Genomic DNA, 14,877 nt, shown 5'->3' on the forward strand with positions numbered 1-14,877 from the left:
GGCGCACTCGCCGTACGGACCTACCGCTCCCCACTCGTCGGCGGCACCGACGACTACGAGCCGCGCTGCACCAAGGAACAGCGCACCCAGGGCAGGAACCTCGACAACTGCGTGGGGGTCGCGGCCGAGGCGGACACCTTCTGCATGGCGACGAAGCCCGAGTTCGTCGACAAGGACATGACCAACGCCGTCGTGGCCTTCGACCTGAACACCGGTAGGTCGAAGTGGAGGGCCGCCGCGCCCGCCGGACAGACCCTGATGCCGCTGCGGGTCGAGGGCGGCAGGGCTGCTGATGTATGTGAGCGCGGCCATGGTCGCCTTCAGCGACTGACGGCGGTCGCCCCAGGTGACTGACGATCAGGTCCGGCCATGGCGTAACGAGGGCATCACAAGGCGGTTCTCCCTTGGGAACAGGGGATGGGCCGACCCCGTGTTCGAACTGATGCGGGTGGTACAAAGAAGCCCCGCTCGACTGTCGTAACACGCGGAAGCCATGCCCGATTCGCTCCTTTCCGGAGGGATTTCAGCCCAACGGAATCGCGGGGGAGACCGAAACGGGCACCGGACCGCACGAAGGGGGACGTGCTGATGACCCAGCCGCCCAGCCAGCAACCGCCGCAGGGAGGCTTCGGGGCTCCGCAGGAGCCGCCGCAGGGAACTCCTCAGCCGCCCCAGGGCCAGCCTCCCCAGGCACAGCCGCCTCTGCCGCCCCAGGCACCGCAGACACCGCCGCCCGTGCAGCCTCCGGCCGGGCTCCCGCAGACGCCGCCCGGGGGTCAGCCCGGCTACGGCTATCCGCAGACGCCGCCCGGGGGTCAGCCCGGCTACGGCTATCCGCAGACGCCGCCCGGGGGTCAGCCCGGCTACGGCTATCCGCAGGCCCCGGGTCAGGCGCCCGGCCAGGCCCCGGGTCCGTACGCCGCCCAGCAGCCCGGCCCCTACGCCCAGCAGCCCGGCCCGTACGGCGATCAGGCCGCGGGCCCGTATGCCCAGCAGCCGGGACCGTACGGTCAGCAGCCCGGCCCCTACGCCCAGCAGCCGGGGCCGTACGGCGGGCAGGCCCAGACCGGGCAGGGCTATCCGACCCAGCAGTACCCCGGCGCGCCCGTGCCCGGCGGACCGGGCGGTTCCGGGGGCGGCGGCTTCCTCAAGGGCAAGCCCGCGGTCGTCGCGGCAGCGGCGCTCGCCGTCGTCCTGGCCGTAGGCGCCGGAGTCTGGTTCACCGTGAGCGGCGACGACGACAAGAAGCCCGTGGCCAAGAAGAGCACCGGCCCCAAGGAGCCGAGCGGGTCGCCCACGGTCGACGAGGGCGACGGCAACGGCGACGGCCGCGCGGTGGACGACGACCTGAACGCCGGGCGCAAGAAGGGCGAGGCGAAGGTTCTCTGGCTCCAGCAGAACGGCGTCGACCTGCCGCGCAACGGCGCCGATGTGTACGGGCCCTGGATCGTCGGCGACACGGTGGTCAAGGCCATGTACCGCTCCGTCTCCGCCTACTCGGCCGCCGACGGCAAGCAGAAGTGGACCCTTCCGCTTCCCGCCGATGTGTGTGCGACGCCCAACACTCCGACCGCCGACGGCAAGATGGTCATCGGCGTGAAGAACGGCACCACGGACAAGGCCGACTGTTCCGACCTCCAGATGATCGACCTCAACACCGGCAAGGCCGGCTGGAAGAAGTCGATCACGAAGAACAGCACCTGGGACCTGATGTCCGACATCGGTCTGGCGATCAGCGGCGACACCGTCACCGTCGGGCGGACCAGCAACTCCAACGCGTACCGCGTCAGCGACGGCAAGGAACTGTTCGGCAAGCCCTCGGGCAACTGCCAGCCCTTCGCGTTCGCGGGCGGCCCCAAGCTGATCGCCGCGGCGAGCTGCCGCACCGACGACATCCAGAACCCGCAGCACCAGGTGCAGGAGCTCGACCCCACCACCGGCAAGGCCAAGTGGACGTACCAGCCGCCGCGCGGCTGGGAGGTCAAGAAGGTCTACTCGGTGAGCCCGCTGATCGTCTCGCTCATCCACGAGAAGAAGAAGCAGTGGTCCATCGTGGCGCTCAAGGAGAACGGCACGCTCCGTTCCCAGCTGGTCAGCGACAAGGGCGACAAGCTCTCCACCAACTGCGGCCATGACTTCAGCATCTTCGGCGAGAAGCTCGAAGGGTGCAGCGGCGTCGCCGCCGACGCCAACACCTTCTACATCGCGACCGAGGCCGACACCAGCGGCACCGGCCGGACCAACAAGGTCGTCGCCTTCGACCTGAACACCGGCAGGACCAAGTGGAAGGCCGACGCCCCGGCCGAGCGGATCCTCCAGCCCCTGCGCATGGAGGGCGGCAACGTGCTCCTCTACATGGAGGCGAAGTACGACAAGGGCGGGGCCATCGCGACGCTCCCGCCGACCGGCGGGACCCCCACCGTGGTGCTCCAGCACCCGGATTCGACGACCCGTATCGAGAGCAGCTTCTTCACCTCCAGGATCGCCTACGCGGGCGGCCGTTCCTTCATCATGAGCGGGCGCGTCAGCGCCTCCAACGACGAGGAGGAGAAGGAGCAGAAGACGATGATGGTGTTCGGCAAGTGACGGTTCACGACGGCACCCGACGGAATCCGGCCGGCAGCCACCGGCCCCGACCCCACACACCCCCTTCTTCCGAGGTACGCACGCCATGACCCAGCCGCCCCAGCCGCCCAACGAGCCGTCCCCCGGCGGATTCGGCGCTCCCCAGGACCCGCCGCCCGGTGGTTTCGGTGCCCCGCAGGACCCGCCGCCCGGTGGTTTCGGCGCCCCGCAGGACCCGCCGCCGGACGCCCTCAGCAAGCAGCAGCCGCCCGCACCGGCCGCACCGGCCGCGCCGCAGACGCCGCCGCCCGGCGGGTACGGCAGCCCGCCCGCCCCGCCCGCCGGGGGTTACGGTGCTCCGGCCGCCCCGCCCGCGGGCGGCTACGTCCCGCCGCCCGCGCCGCAGCCCAACGGCTACGGCTATGGCTATCCGCAGGCACCGCAGGGCGGCTACGGCTACCCGCAGGGTCCGACGGCAGGCCAGCCGGGAATGCAGCAGGGGGCGCCGCAGGGGTACGGCTACCCGACCCAGCCGATGCAGCCGCAGTACCCGGACCCGCAGCAGGGCGCCGGCGGCAAGAAGTTCAGCACCCAGATGCAGATCATCGTCGCCGCGGCCGTCGCCGTGGTGCTGATCATCGGCGGTGGCATCATCTACTCCGCCACCGGTGACGACGACAAGGGCGGTGGCACCGAGGCAGCCTCCGCCGGCGCCACCGGCGGCGAGAGCAAGGGCGGCGAGGGCGCGGACGGCGGACTCGGCGGCGGGGCCGAGAAGGCACCGGCGAACACCAAGTCCAAGGTCGCCTTCCAGCTTCCGCAGCCGAAGGTCACCGACGTCACCACGGTCTCGGGCTCCTGGCTCACCGACAAGGCGTACGTCAAGACCGGCGTGAACGAGATCGTCGCCTACGACCTGACCAAGGGCACCAAGCTCTGGGCCATTCCGCTCACCGGCCAGCTCTGCGCCGCCTCCCGGCACATGAGCAAGGACTTCAGGACGGCGATCGCCTTCGAGCCCGCCAAGCGGACGGCTAAGGACAAGTACCAGGACTGCAGCCAGGTCGGCGCGCTCGACCTGAGCACCGGCAAGCTGCTGTGGAGCAAGTCCGTCACCGCCGCCACCAGCGGTGACAAGCCGATCAGGTTCGACGAGGTGACGCTCAGCGGCACCACGATCGCCGCGGGCGGCACCAGCGGCGGCGCCGCGTTCAACCTCACCACCGGCGCCGAGCTGTGGAAGCCGAAGGCCAGTACGGACGGCTGCTACGACAAGGGGTACGGCGGCGGCGACGCCCTCGCCGTGGTCCGCAAGTGCGGCTCGTACGACGAACCGCAGCTCACGATCCAGGCCCTGAACCCGGCCACCGGTGCCCCGATCTCCTCGTACAAGATGCCGGCCGGTGTCGAGTACGCGAGCATCGTCTCCACCAAGCCGCTGGTCGTCGCGGCCGACGTCGGCGACACCGCCGGTGACGGCAGCGGTATCTCGGACTTCTTCTCCATCGACGCGGCCACCGGCAAGCTGCTCGTGCGGATCTCGGCCGACGCGGACAAGTACGCGGCGCGCTGCGGCTCCACCGAGGTCGAGACGTGCCAGCACGTGGTCGTCGGCAACAACCGGATCTACGTGCCGACCGAGGAGCACGAGGGCGGCGGCGACTACGGCGACACCAACGAGATCGTCGCCTTCGACCTGACCACCGGCAAGCTCGTCGGCGGCAAGGCGGACGCGGGCGACCGCTACACGCTGACCCCGCTGCGGATGGACGGCTCCAACATCATCGCGTACAAGGAGCCCCCGTACGACAAGGGCGGCCAGATCGTCTCCATCAACGGCTCCAGCTTCAAGGAGACGCTGCTGATGGAGAACCCGAGCGAGGAGGCCGTCCGCGACGCGGAGACCAGCTTCTCCGGCGACTACGCCGAGATCCTGTACTCCCAGGGGCGGCTGTACCTCTCCGAGGTGATGATCAGCGAGCCCCGCGAGAGCTCGGCGGACGACAAGGAGTACCTGGTGGTCAGTTTCTCCGCCAGCTGACCCCTCAGCGTTGTTCCACGGCCCTGCCGGTCGATCACCGACCGGCAGGGCCGATCGTTTTCCGCCCGCCAAGTAGCCCTGAATCAAGCAGAATTCGGCAATCCGGGGGGCTTATGGCGGGTAAGGCGCACGTGGCGTCGAACAAGCGTGTAGCTTGCCGGGTCAGGCGGCCGGGGGCACGGAATCCGGTGCACACAGGGGTACTTGGGGGCGTGTTTCGATGGGCGTGCGGCTCATGGTGGTCGACGATCACCGACTGCTCGCCGAGGCACTGGCCTCGGCGCTGAAACTGCGCGGGCACCGGGTCCTCGCGGCGGCCGCGCCGACGTCGGGGTCAGCGGAACTGGTGGTCAGCAGGGCGCCGGAGGTCTGCCTCTTCGGCACGGCGTCCCCCGCCGAACCGGGGGCCTTCGACCCGATCGTACGGATCGGTCAGGAACGCCCGCAGGTGGCGGTGGTGGTGCTCGGCCCGGTGCCGAGCCCGCGCGGGATCGCGGCGGCCTTCGCGGCCGGGGCCGCCGGATACGTACGGCACGACGAGCGGATCGAGGGCGTGGAACGGGCCATGATCAAGGCCCGTGCCGGAGAGACGGCGATCGCTCCGCAGTTGCTCCGGGGTGCCTTCGCCGAGCTGCTCAACCCGGCGGTCCAGCCCGACGACGAGGGCCGACGGCTGCTCCTGATGCTCACCCCGCGCGAGGCCGAGGTGCTGGTGAGGGTCGCCGAGGGCGAGGACACCCGGCTGATCGCGGCCGGGATGGGCATCGCGCCCAGCACCGCGCGTACGCATGTGCAGCGGGTGCTGATGAAGCTGGGGGTGGGCTCACGGCTGGAGGCCGCGGCCCTCGCGGCCCGTACCGGACTGCTGGACCGGGCGTCCACGGGGGCGGTGCGGGGACCCGACGCCCTCGGCCGGGACGAGTGACGCCGGGCCGGCACAGAGGTTGACGCTTGGCACGGGCGGCGAGGCCGATGCCGGGAACGACGGCGAAGCAGATCGTCGGGATCGTGCAGTCGAGCCCGTTCGTGGGGAGACGGAGCCCTTCGGCCAGTGCCTGCTGGGGAGGCATGCGGCGGGGGTTCTCGCTTCGTTGGGCGCATGTGAACGCGACGGGACCTACGCCGATGCGTTCCGCGAACGAGCCATCCGAACGGTGTTCTTTGTTCGGTCATGAGCGAGCGTGGCGCTATGTACGGGTGTGTGCCGATCGGGCGAAGCGCTTCGCGTGGCCGGGGCGCGGTTCGCGTCCCGGGGTGTGCAGATGCGGGACGGGCGGCTGGACCATTGACGGAGGTGTTGGGTCGTGATTAGTTATGTGCGGTTATGTTTGGAGGAACCTGGTGAAGAAGACGGTTACGCCCCTCGCCGACGGCCGTGAACTGATCTATTACGACGCCGCGGACGACACCGTCCGCGACGCTGTCGACCGACGCCCCCTGGCCCCGGTCTCGACCTCGTCGCAGATCCGCCACGATCCGCTCCTCGGCGACTCGGTGGCCATCGCCTCGCACCGGCAGGGGCGTACGTACCACCCGCCGGCCGACGAGTGCCCGCTCTGCCCGTCGAGGGACGGGCGGCTCAGCGAGATCCCCGACGACCACTACGACGTCGCCGTCTTCGAGAACCGTTTCCCCTCCCTCGCCGGGGACTCCGGCCGCTGCGAGGTCGTCTGCTTCACCTCCGACCACCACGCGTCCTTCGCCGACCTCACCGAGGACCGCGCCGCCCTGGTCCTCGACGCCTGGACCGACCGCACCGCCGAACTCGCCGGACTGGACGAGGTCACCCAGGTCTTCTGCTTCGAGAACCGCGGGGCCGAGATCGGTGTGACCCTCGGCCACCCGCACGGCCAGATCTACGGCTACCCCTTCGTCACCCCGCGCACCGAACTGATGATGCGCTCGGCCCGCCGGCACCGCGAGGAGACCGGGCGCAACCTCTTCGACGACGTCGTGTCCCGCGAGGAGGCGGACGGCTCACGCGTCGTCCTCAGCGGCGAGCACTGGGTCGCCTTCGTGCCGTACGCCGCGCACTGGCCCTACGAGGTCCACCTCCACCCCCGCCGCCGCGTCCCCGACCTGCGGGAACTGGACGAGGGCGCGCGGACGGAGTTTCCACAGATCTATCTGGAACTCTTGAAGCGGTTCGACCGGATCTTCGGCCCCGGTGAACCGCCGACCCCGTACATCTCCGCCTGGCACCAGGCACCGTTCGGGGTGCCGGGCCGGGAGGACTTCGGGCTCCATCTGGAGCTTTTCACCATTCGACGTACCTCCGGCAAGCTGAAGTTCCTCGCGGGTTCCGAGTCCGGCATGAGTGTGTTCATCAACGATGTGCCGCCGGAAGCCGCGGCCCAGCGACTGCGAGAGGTAGCGAGCGAATGAGCAACCCCCGGAAGAAGTACCTGGTGACCGGCGGCGCGGGATACGTCGGCAGCGTGGTCGCCGCGCATCTGCTGGAGGCCGGGCACGAGGTGACCGTCCTCGACGACCTGTCCACCGGGTTCCGGGAGGGCGTCCCCGCCGGGGCCGAGTTCATCGAGGGCCGGGTCCAGGACGCGGCCCGCTGGCTGCACCCCGGCTACGACGGGGTGCTGCACTTCGCCGCGTACTCCCAGGTCGGCGAGTCCGTCGCCGACCCCGCGAAGTACTGGGTGAACAACGTCGGCGGCACCATGGACCTGCTCGCCGCGATGCGCGACGCCGGGGTGCGCACCCTGGTCTTCTCCTCGACCGCGGCCACCTACGGCGAACCGGTCTCCAGCCCCATCGCGGAGTCCGACCCGACCGCGCCGACCAGCCCGTACGGTGCCTCCAAGCTCGCCGTCGACCACATGATCACCGGCGAGGCGGTAGCGCACGGCCTGGCAGCCGTCTCGCTGCGCTACTTCAACGTGGCCGGAGCGTACGGCGGTTACGGGGAGCGCCACGCGCCCGAGACGCATCTGATCCCGCTCGTCCTCCAGGTCGCCCTCGGGCAGCGCGAGTCGATCTCCGTCTACGGCGAGGACTACCCGACCCCGGACGGCACCTGCGTCCGCGACTACATCCATGTCGCCGACCTCGCCGAGGCCCATCTGCTGGCACTCGACGCGGCCGTCTCCGGCGAGCACCTGATCTGCAACCTCGGCAACGGCAACGGCTTCTCCGTACGCGAGGTCGTCGAGACCGTCCGGCAGGTCACCGGCCACCCCGTCCCCGAGACCGCCGCCCCGCGCCGGGCCGGCGACCCGGCCGTGCTGGTCGCCTCCGCCGACACCGCCAGGAAGCGCCTCGGCTGGCAGCCGTCCCGCTCCGGCCTGGCCGGAATCATCGCCGATGCCTGGGCGTTCGCCCGCCGAGAGGAGCCCACCGCCCCATGACCGATGACACCACCGATGCCACCGATGTCATGACCGATGCCACCACCCGTGCCGCTTCCGGCACGGCGGCGCGGAACGCCGAGTCGGCCGCCTCCTTCACCGCCCTGTACGGGACCGAGCCCGAGGGGATCTGGGCCGCGCCCGGACGGGTGAACCTGATCGGTGAGTACACCGACTTCAACGACGGCTTCGTGATGCCGCTCGCCCTCCCGCACACGGCACGCGCGGCCGTCGCCCGGCGCACCGACGGCGTGCTCCGGCTGCACTCCACCGACATGCCCGGCGGCGTCGTCCAGCTCCGTGTCGACGAGCTGGCCCCGCACGCGGGCCACGGCTGGGCCGCCTACCCGGCCGGAGTCGTCTGGGCGCTGCGCGAGGCGGGCCACCGGGTCACCGGCGCGGACATCCAGCTGACCTCCACGGTCCCCACCGGGGCCGGGCTCTCCTCGTCCGCCGCCCTCGAAGTCGTCACGGCGCTCGCCCTGAACGCTCTCTTCGGGCTGGGTCTGACCGCCTCCGAGCTCGCGGTGCTCGGCCAGCGCGCCGAGAACGCGTTCGTCGGCGTGCCCTGCGGCGTCATGGACCAGATGGCCTCGGCCTGCTGCACCGAGGGGCACCTCCTGTACCTGGACACCCGTGACCTCGGCAGCCGCCAGGTTCCCTTCGACCTGGCCGCCCAGGGGCTGACGCTCCTGGTCGTCGACACCCGGGTCAAGCACGCCCTCGGCGACGGCGCCTACGCCGAGCGCCGGGCGGGCTGCGAGGAGGGCGCCCGGATCCTCGGCATACCGGCGCTGCGGGACCTCCCGTACGACGGTCTCGACGCGGCACTGGAGAAGCTGGCGGCGGCCGGGGCGGACGAGTCCGTCCTGCGTTTCGTACGCCATGTGGTCAGTGACAACCAGCGCGTCGAGCAGGTCATCGCGCTGCTCGACGCGGGGGACGCACCGGCCGTCGGCCCGGTCCTCACCGCGGGCCATGTCTCGCTCCGGGACGACCTGCGGGTCTCCTGCCCGGAGCTGGACCTGGCGGTCTCGGCGGCGAACGGGGCCGGGGCGCTCGGGGCCCGGATGACCGGCGGCGGTTTCGGCGGCTCGGCGATCGTGCTGGTGGACGTGGCGGCCGCGGCCGCGGTCACCGAATCCGTTCTGGAGGCGTTCGCCTCGGCCGGCTACGCGGCGCCCGGGGTGTTCACCGCCGTGCCGTCGGCGGGTGCCCGCCGTCTCGCCCCAGCCGCTTGGTGAGGACGAACTCGGTGACTCCGGGCGGGTAGTTGTCCACCCGCCCGGCCTCCTCGTACCCGTGGCTCCGGTAGAAGCCGGGGGCCTGGAAGTCCCAGGTCTCCACCCGGGAAGCGGTGCAGTCCCGCTCCGTGCGGGCCACCCGTTCGGCCTCGGTGAGCAACAGCGAGCCGAGGCCGAGGCCGCGATGGGTCGCCTCGACCCAGAGCAGTTCCACATGGAGCCAGTACGCCCAGGTCCGCCCGGTCAGGCCGCCGACGATCCCGCCCTGTTCGTCCAGCGCCCATACCTCCAGCGGGACTTCGTGCTCGGCGGGGGTGGTGAGCAGCGCCCGCAGCTCCGGTGAGGCGGCTCTGTTGTCGTCCCGCAGCCGTCCGTTCAGCAGGCTGCGTCGTTCTCTGTCCACTTCTGTCTCAAGACGGAACATGCAGCACACCCTAAACACCTTGGGCAACCAGTTCCGCGAATTTGCTTCCCCTGTCGGCCCCCGCCCGTACGCTGATCCCAGCACCGGTGGGGGCCGGTGCCGATTCAGGGGGCGAGACAGTCGGGTACGACGCCCGGGGCAGGGTTCCAGTCGGCGCACGGCGGCGGCCGTGGGGCCGAGGAACATCCCGATGCTCCGGGTGTCGTACCCGTACCGGTCCGTCCCCGCCGAAGGGGATGTCTGTGGCTCGAATCCGGGTTCTCGTGGTCGACGATCACCGCATCTTCGCCGAGTCGCTCGCCGCGGCCCTCGCGGCCGAGCCGGACGTCGACGGGGCGGCGGCGGGCAGCGGTCCCGCCGCGCTGCGCTGTCTGGAGCGTGCGGCGGCCGAAGGGCACTGCTACGACGTCATGCTGATCGACGCCGAACTGGGCGCCCTGGCCGCGGGCGTCGCCCGTGCCGTCCCCGTCCCGCAGCAGGGGGACGGGCGTCCGGTGGACGGCATCTCGCTGGTGGCCGGGGTCCGTTCGGACCGGCCCGCGGTGCGTACGGTGGTGCTCGCCGAGCGGGACGACCCGCGCCGGGCCGCGCGGGCGCTCCAGGCCGGGGCCTCCGGCTGGGTGGCCAAGGACAGCTCGCTCCAGCGGCTCCTCGCGGTGATACGGGGCGTGCTGCGCGACGAGACACATCTGCCGCCCGCCCTGCTCACGGGCGTCCTGCGGGAGTTGACCGCGGCCCGCAAGCACCGCACCGAGAGCGAACGGCTGGTGGAGTCGCTGACGCCGCGCGAGCGCGAGGTGCTGCGCTGCATGGTGGCGGGGCTGGGCCGCAAGGCGGTGGCCGAGCGGCTCTTCCTGTCCCCGCACACGGTGCGTACGCATATGCAGAACGTGCTGGGCAAGCTGGGCGTGCACTCGACGCTGGCCGCGGTGGCGCTGGCCAGGAGGGCGGGGGTGGGCCCCGCCGAGCTGAACGGTGACGTGGTGGAGCTGGCCGGGCACGCCGCCGGACTGAACGGGCACGTGGCGGGCTGATCGGGTACGTGGCGGGCCGGGCGGGCACGTCGCGGGCCGGGCGGGAACGGTCCCGGTTCCGGCCCTCAGGTCGGGACGTTGTCGAACGGTGCGGTCAACTGGCGCAGCAGACCGGCCAGTTCGGCCCGCTGGTGGCGGGACAGCTCACCGAGGATGGCGCGCTCCTGGGCGAGCAGACCGGCCAGCGACTGGTCGGCCTTGTCGCGGCCCTCGGCGGTCAGCCGGACGAGCACGCCCCGGCGGTCGCTCGGGTCGGGCAGCCGCTCGACGAGGTTCTTCTTGGTCAGCCGGTCGATGCGGTTGGTCATCGTGCCGGAGGTGACCAGGGTCTGGGTCAGCAACTGGCCGGGTGAGAGCTGATACGGGTCGCCCGCGCGGCGCAGCGACGTCAGCACGTCGAACTCCCACGGCTCCAGATGATGCTCGGAGAAGGCGATCCGGCGGGCCCGGTCGAGGTGGCGGGCCAGGCGGGAGACGCGGCTGAGCACCTCGAGCGGTTCCACGTCGAGGTCGGGGCGCTCGCGGCGCCATGCAGCGACCAGTCGGTCGACCTCGTCCTCCATGTCGATCAGTGTAGAGGGTCTGTCGACATGAAGTCTCTTGAATTCGAGTGTCTTGACATCAAGATAGTTGGATGCTGATGCTGTTCCATGACCGATTCCGCCTCCTCGCCCGCCCCCACGCCCCCGCCCACTTCCGCACCCCCCACTTCAGCGCCCCTCGTTTCGCCCACCTGGGACCCGGGGCAGTACCTGCGCCACGCGGACCACCGCACCCGCCCGTTCCGCGACCTGCTGGCCCGGATCGGGGACCTCCCCGGCCACCCGGCGCCCCGCATCGCCGACCTCGGCTGCGGCGCGGGCAATGTCACCGCGCTGCTGGCCGACCGCTGGCCGGAGGCCCGGATCACGGGCTACGACAACTCCCCGCAGATGCTGGAGGAGGCCGTCGCCCATACCCGCCCCCTCCTGGACTTCACCCGGGCCGACGCGGCGACGTGGACCCCCACGGAGACGTACGGCCTGATCGTCTCCAACGCCCTGCTCCAGTGGCTCCCCGGCCACTGGGGCCGCTTCCCGGTCTGGCTCGACGCCCTGGCCCCCGGCGGCACGTTCGCGTTCCAGGTCCCCGGCAACTTCACGGCCCCCAGCCACACACTGCTCGCCGCACTCCGTGAGTCCGACCGCTGGCGCCCCCTGCTGCACGGCGTGGGCGACCGCACGGCCGCCGTCCTCACCCCCGCCGACTACCTGACCCGGCTCCAGGACCTGGGCTGCGAGGCGGACGTCTGGGAGACCACCTACCTCCAGACCCTGCCCGGCGAGGACCCCGTCCTGGACTGGGTCAAGGGCACCGCCCTCCGCCCGGTCCTCACGGCGCTCGCCGGCGACCCCGGGGCCCGCGACGCCTTCCTCGCCGAATACCGCGACCTGCTCCACACCGCGTACCCGCCGGGCCCGCACGGCACGGTCTTCCCGTTCCGCCGCATCTTCGCGGTCGCCCGCAAGCGGGGCTGACGGCCCTGCGGGCTGACGGCCCTGCGGGCTGTCGCGGGGACGTCAGAGCTCGTTCAGGGCGTCCAGCGTGATGTCGATGTCGATGGGGAACGGCACGCCGGTCTTGAGACGGTCGTGGTGGATCCCGGTCAGCGCGTACGCCTTCGTCACCGGGTCCAGCTCGTAGACCCGCACGACCGGGTGCTGGTCGGTGCCCGCCATCTCGACCAGCCAGAAGTTCGGGATGCCGGCCGCGGCGTACTTCTGCGGCTTGGCCTCACGGTCGCGCGCCTCGGAGTCGGGGGAGACCACTTCGACGGCGAGGAGGACATCGGAGGCGTTGTACGACGTCTGGTCCAGGCTCCCCGTCTCGGCTGCGGCGCGAATGACGGAGATATCGGGCTCGGGGCCGTTGCGCCGGTTGAGGACAACCGTCATCTCCCGGACGGCCTTCAGCTCGCGGGGGGCGCTGCCCCGCAGGCCGTACATCAGCAGGTCGATCATGCGGCTGTGGAAGATCCGCTGCGGACTCACAAAAACGAGGCTCCCGTCGATCAGCTCTGTGTGCGGCGGGAGATCGGGCAGCGTGAACAGATCGTCCACGGTGTAGCCGCCCTGGGGCGGCACCGGCCAGCGGGAACTGTGCGCGGCGGTCGACTCGGCGGTCATGGTTCCTCCCATGGACGGGATTCTTGGCCCTGTTGACCACAGTACGGGTGGGTTTCCCGCAGCGTCACCGCATCGGGTGACGCGTCGGCTCAGTTCTTGCGGTGGCCTATCAGGCGCGGCTTCGACTCCAGGTTCTCCAGGCCGTGCCAGGCCAGGTTCACCAGATGGGCGGCGACCTCCGCCTTCTTCGGCTTGCGGACGTCCAGCCACCACTGGCCGGTCAGTGCCACCATGCCCACCAGGGCCTGCGCGTACAGCGGGGCCAGCTTCGGTTCGAAGCCGCGGGCCTTGAACTCCAGCCCCAGGATGTCCTCGACCTGTGTGGCGATATCACTGATCAGGGACGCGAACGTGCCGGTCGACTGGGCGACGGGGGAGTCGCGGACCAGGATCCGGAAGCCGTCGGTGTACGTCTCGATGTAGTCGAGCAGCGCGAACGCCGCCTGTTCCAGCAGTTCGCGGGGATGGCCCGCCGTGAGGGCGCCCGTCACCATGTCCAGCAGCTGACGCATCTCGCGGTCGACCACGACGGCGTACAGGCCCTCCTTGCCGCCGAAGTGCTCGTACACGACCGGCTTGGAGACCCCGGCGCGGGCCGCGATCTCCTCCACCGACGTGCCTTCGAAACCCTTGTCGGCGAACAGGGTGCGGCCGATGTCCAGCAGCTGTTCGCGCCGCTCCTTGCCGGTCATCCGGACCCGTCGGGTCCGGCGGGTGGGGGAGGGTCTGCTCTTCTCGCCGCTTGTGCTTCCGTCGGTCGCCACGTCGTCAATCATGCCGCGTCTGCCTGTGCGGGCTTGCGCCGGGAGTCGATACGGGCGGCGTCGGGCCAGCGGACGTCGTACGCCCAGCCCAGCTTCTCGAACCAGCGGATCAGCCGGGCGCTCGAATCGACCTGGCCGCGCAGCACTCCGTGCCGGGCGCTCGTCGGGTCCGCGTGGTGCAGGTTGTGCCAGGACTCGCCGCAGGACAGCACCGCCAGCCACCACACATTCCCGGACCTGTCACGGGACTTGAAGGGGCGCTTGCCGACCGCGTGGCAGATCGAGTTGATCGACCAGGTGACGTGGTGCAGCAGCGCCACCCGTACCAGCGAGCCCCAGAAGAACGCGGTCGCCGCGCCCCACCAGGACATCGTCACCAGACCGCCGACCAGCGGCGGGATCGCCAGCGAGGCGATGGTGAAGCCGAGGAAGTGCCGGGAGATCGCGACCAGGGCCGGGTCCCTGATCAGATCCGGGGCGTACTTCTGCTGCGACGTCCGCTCCTCGTCGAACATCCAGCCGATGTGGGCCCACCACAGGCCCTTCATCAGGGCGGGCAGGCTCTCGCCGAACCGCCACGGCGAATGCGGGTCGCCCTCCGCGTCGGAGAACCGGTGGTGCTTGCGGTGGTCGGCCACCCAGCGCACCAGCGGGCCCTCCACGGCCAGCGACCCGGCGATGGCGATCGCGATGCGCAGCGGACGCTTCGCCTTGAAGGCGCCGTGCGTGAAGTAGCGGTGGAAACCGATCGTGATCCCGTGGCAGCCGATGTAGTACATCGCCACCAGCAGACCCAGATCGAGCCAGCTGACCCCGCGCCCCCAGGCCAGCGGCACCGCCGCGGCCAGGGCCAGGAACGGCACCACGATGAACAGCAGCAGGGCGATCTGCTCGACCGACCGCTTCCGGTCGCCGCCGAGCGTGGCGGGGGGCAGAGCGCGGGTCTCCGCGGCCGGGTGGGGATCGTCGATCACATCGGGGCTGGTCGGCATGCGAGTCCTCTGTGGGGTGAGGAGATATACGACGGACGGCCCTGGCTACGGTTCCGTAACCTACGGCCTGGTAAGTATGGCAGTGACGGGGGCCACAACACGAGAGGCCGGTCCAGCACGTCCCCGGCGGTACCCCGTACGCGCACCGGGTAGGGGAACCGTGCCGACGGCATCCGCGAGCCGCCCCTCAGGGCAGCGGAGACGCCGTTCGCGACGACACCTATCCTTGGGAGGGTCGGACAGCGCGGTCCGCACCCGCTCGTCGGGGCGTGGCGACAGCACCGCT

14 protein-coding genes are annotated in these 14,877 nt (G+C 71.0%); 9 read left to right on the plus strand and 5 right to left on the minus strand.

Annotated elements, in window-relative coordinates; translation table 11 throughout:
- Positions 1-144 precede the first annotated feature (144 nt).
- The 7 genes from OHA98_RS05020 (at position 145) to galK (ending at position 9,212) form a co-directional block, all read left to right on the plus strand.
- Complete coding sequence (locus tag OHA98_RS05020; protein WP_266922887.1) at positions 145-354, plus strand: hypothetical protein; 210 nt, start codon at positions 145-147, stop codon at positions 352-354.
- Between the two features lie 234 nt (positions 355-588).
- Entirely contained in the window at positions 589-2,586 is a 1,998-nt protein-coding gene (locus tag OHA98_RS05025) for a PQQ-binding-like beta-propeller repeat protein (RefSeq protein ID WP_266922888.1), read from the plus strand.
- Between the two features lie 85 nt (positions 2,587-2,671).
- Entirely contained in the window at positions 2,672-4,606 is a 1,935-nt protein-coding gene (locus OHA98_RS05030) for a PQQ-binding-like beta-propeller repeat protein (protein WP_266922889.1), read from the plus strand.
- Between the two features lie 220 nt (positions 4,607-4,826).
- A complete protein-coding gene (locus OHA98_RS05035) occupies positions 4,827-5,531 on the plus strand; it encodes a LuxR C-terminal-related transcriptional regulator (protein ID WP_266922890.1) in 705 nt (234 codons plus the stop codon).
- Positions 5,532-5,947: 416 nt separating this feature from the next.
- Positions 5,948-6,991, plus strand: coding sequence for a galactose-1-phosphate uridylyltransferase (gene galT / locus OHA98_RS05040; protein ID WP_266922891.1), 1,044 nt, complete (start codon positions 5,948-5,950; stop codon positions 6,989-6,991).
- Positions 6,988-7,968, plus strand: a complete 981-nt coding sequence (gene galE, locus OHA98_RS05045; RefSeq protein ID WP_266922892.1) for a UDP-glucose 4-epimerase GalE — start codon at positions 6,988-6,990, stop codon at positions 7,966-7,968. Before galT ends, galE begins: the two co-directional genes overlap by 4 nt.
- 29 nt (positions 7,969-7,997) lie before the next feature.
- A complete protein-coding gene (galK, locus tag OHA98_RS05050; protein WP_266927725.1) occupies positions 7,998-9,212 on the plus strand; it encodes a galactokinase in 1,215 nt (404 codons plus the stop codon).
- Here the strand turns inward: galK and OHA98_RS05055 are convergent.
- Positions 9,160-9,636, minus strand: a complete 477-nt coding sequence (locus OHA98_RS05055; protein WP_266922893.1) for a GNAT family N-acetyltransferase — start codon at positions 9,634-9,636, stop codon at positions 9,160-9,162. The two genes, galK and OHA98_RS05055, sit on opposite strands and share 53 nt — an antisense overlap.
- A 242-nt stretch (positions 9,637-9,878) precedes the next feature.
- Between OHA98_RS05055 and OHA98_RS05060 the strand changes: the two genes are divergently transcribed.
- Entirely contained in the window at positions 9,879-10,670 is a 792-nt protein-coding gene (locus OHA98_RS05060; RefSeq protein ID WP_266922894.1) for a response regulator transcription factor, read from the plus strand.
- A gap of 65 nt (positions 10,671-10,735) precedes the next feature.
- On the opposite strand, the gene OHA98_RS05065 is transcribed toward OHA98_RS05060, so the two are convergent.
- Positions 10,736-11,233: a MarR family winged helix-turn-helix transcriptional regulator gene (locus tag OHA98_RS05065; protein WP_266922895.1), complete on the minus strand. Its 498-nt coding sequence runs from the start codon at positions 11,231-11,233 to the stop codon at positions 10,736-10,738.
- Positions 11,234-11,320: 87 nt separating this feature from the next.
- Between OHA98_RS05065 and OHA98_RS05070 the strand changes: the two genes are divergently transcribed.
- Complete coding sequence (locus OHA98_RS05070; RefSeq protein ID WP_266922896.1) at positions 11,321-12,187, plus strand: trans-aconitate 2-methyltransferase; 867 nt, start codon at positions 11,321-11,323, stop codon at positions 12,185-12,187.
- Positions 12,188-12,229: 42 nt separating this feature from the next.
- Here the strand turns inward: OHA98_RS05070 and OHA98_RS05075 are convergent, their stop codons facing one another.
- From OHA98_RS05075 to OHA98_RS05085, 3 genes are all read right to left on the minus strand, one after another.
- Positions 12,230-12,835: a Uma2 family endonuclease gene (locus OHA98_RS05075; protein ID WP_266927727.1), complete on the minus strand. Its 606-nt coding sequence runs from the start codon at positions 12,833-12,835 to the stop codon at positions 12,230-12,232.
- Between the two features lie 89 nt (positions 12,836-12,924).
- Positions 12,925-13,611, minus strand: coding sequence for a TetR/AcrR family transcriptional regulator (locus OHA98_RS05080; RefSeq protein WP_266922897.1), 687 nt, complete (start codon positions 13,609-13,611; stop codon positions 12,925-12,927).
- The gene (locus tag OHA98_RS05085; protein WP_266922898.1) at positions 13,608-14,591 is read right to left on the minus strand and encodes a fatty acid desaturase; all 984 of its coding nucleotides are present in this window, start codon (positions 14,589-14,591) and stop codon (positions 13,608-13,610) included. Before OHA98_RS05085 ends, OHA98_RS05080 begins: the two co-directional genes overlap by 4 nt.
- Between the last annotated feature and the right edge of the window lie 286 nt (positions 14,592-14,877).

This window comes from Streptomyces sp. NBC_00654 (assembly GCF_026341775.1).
GTDB lineage: Bacteria > Actinomycetota > Actinomycetes > Streptomycetales > Streptomycetaceae > Streptomyces.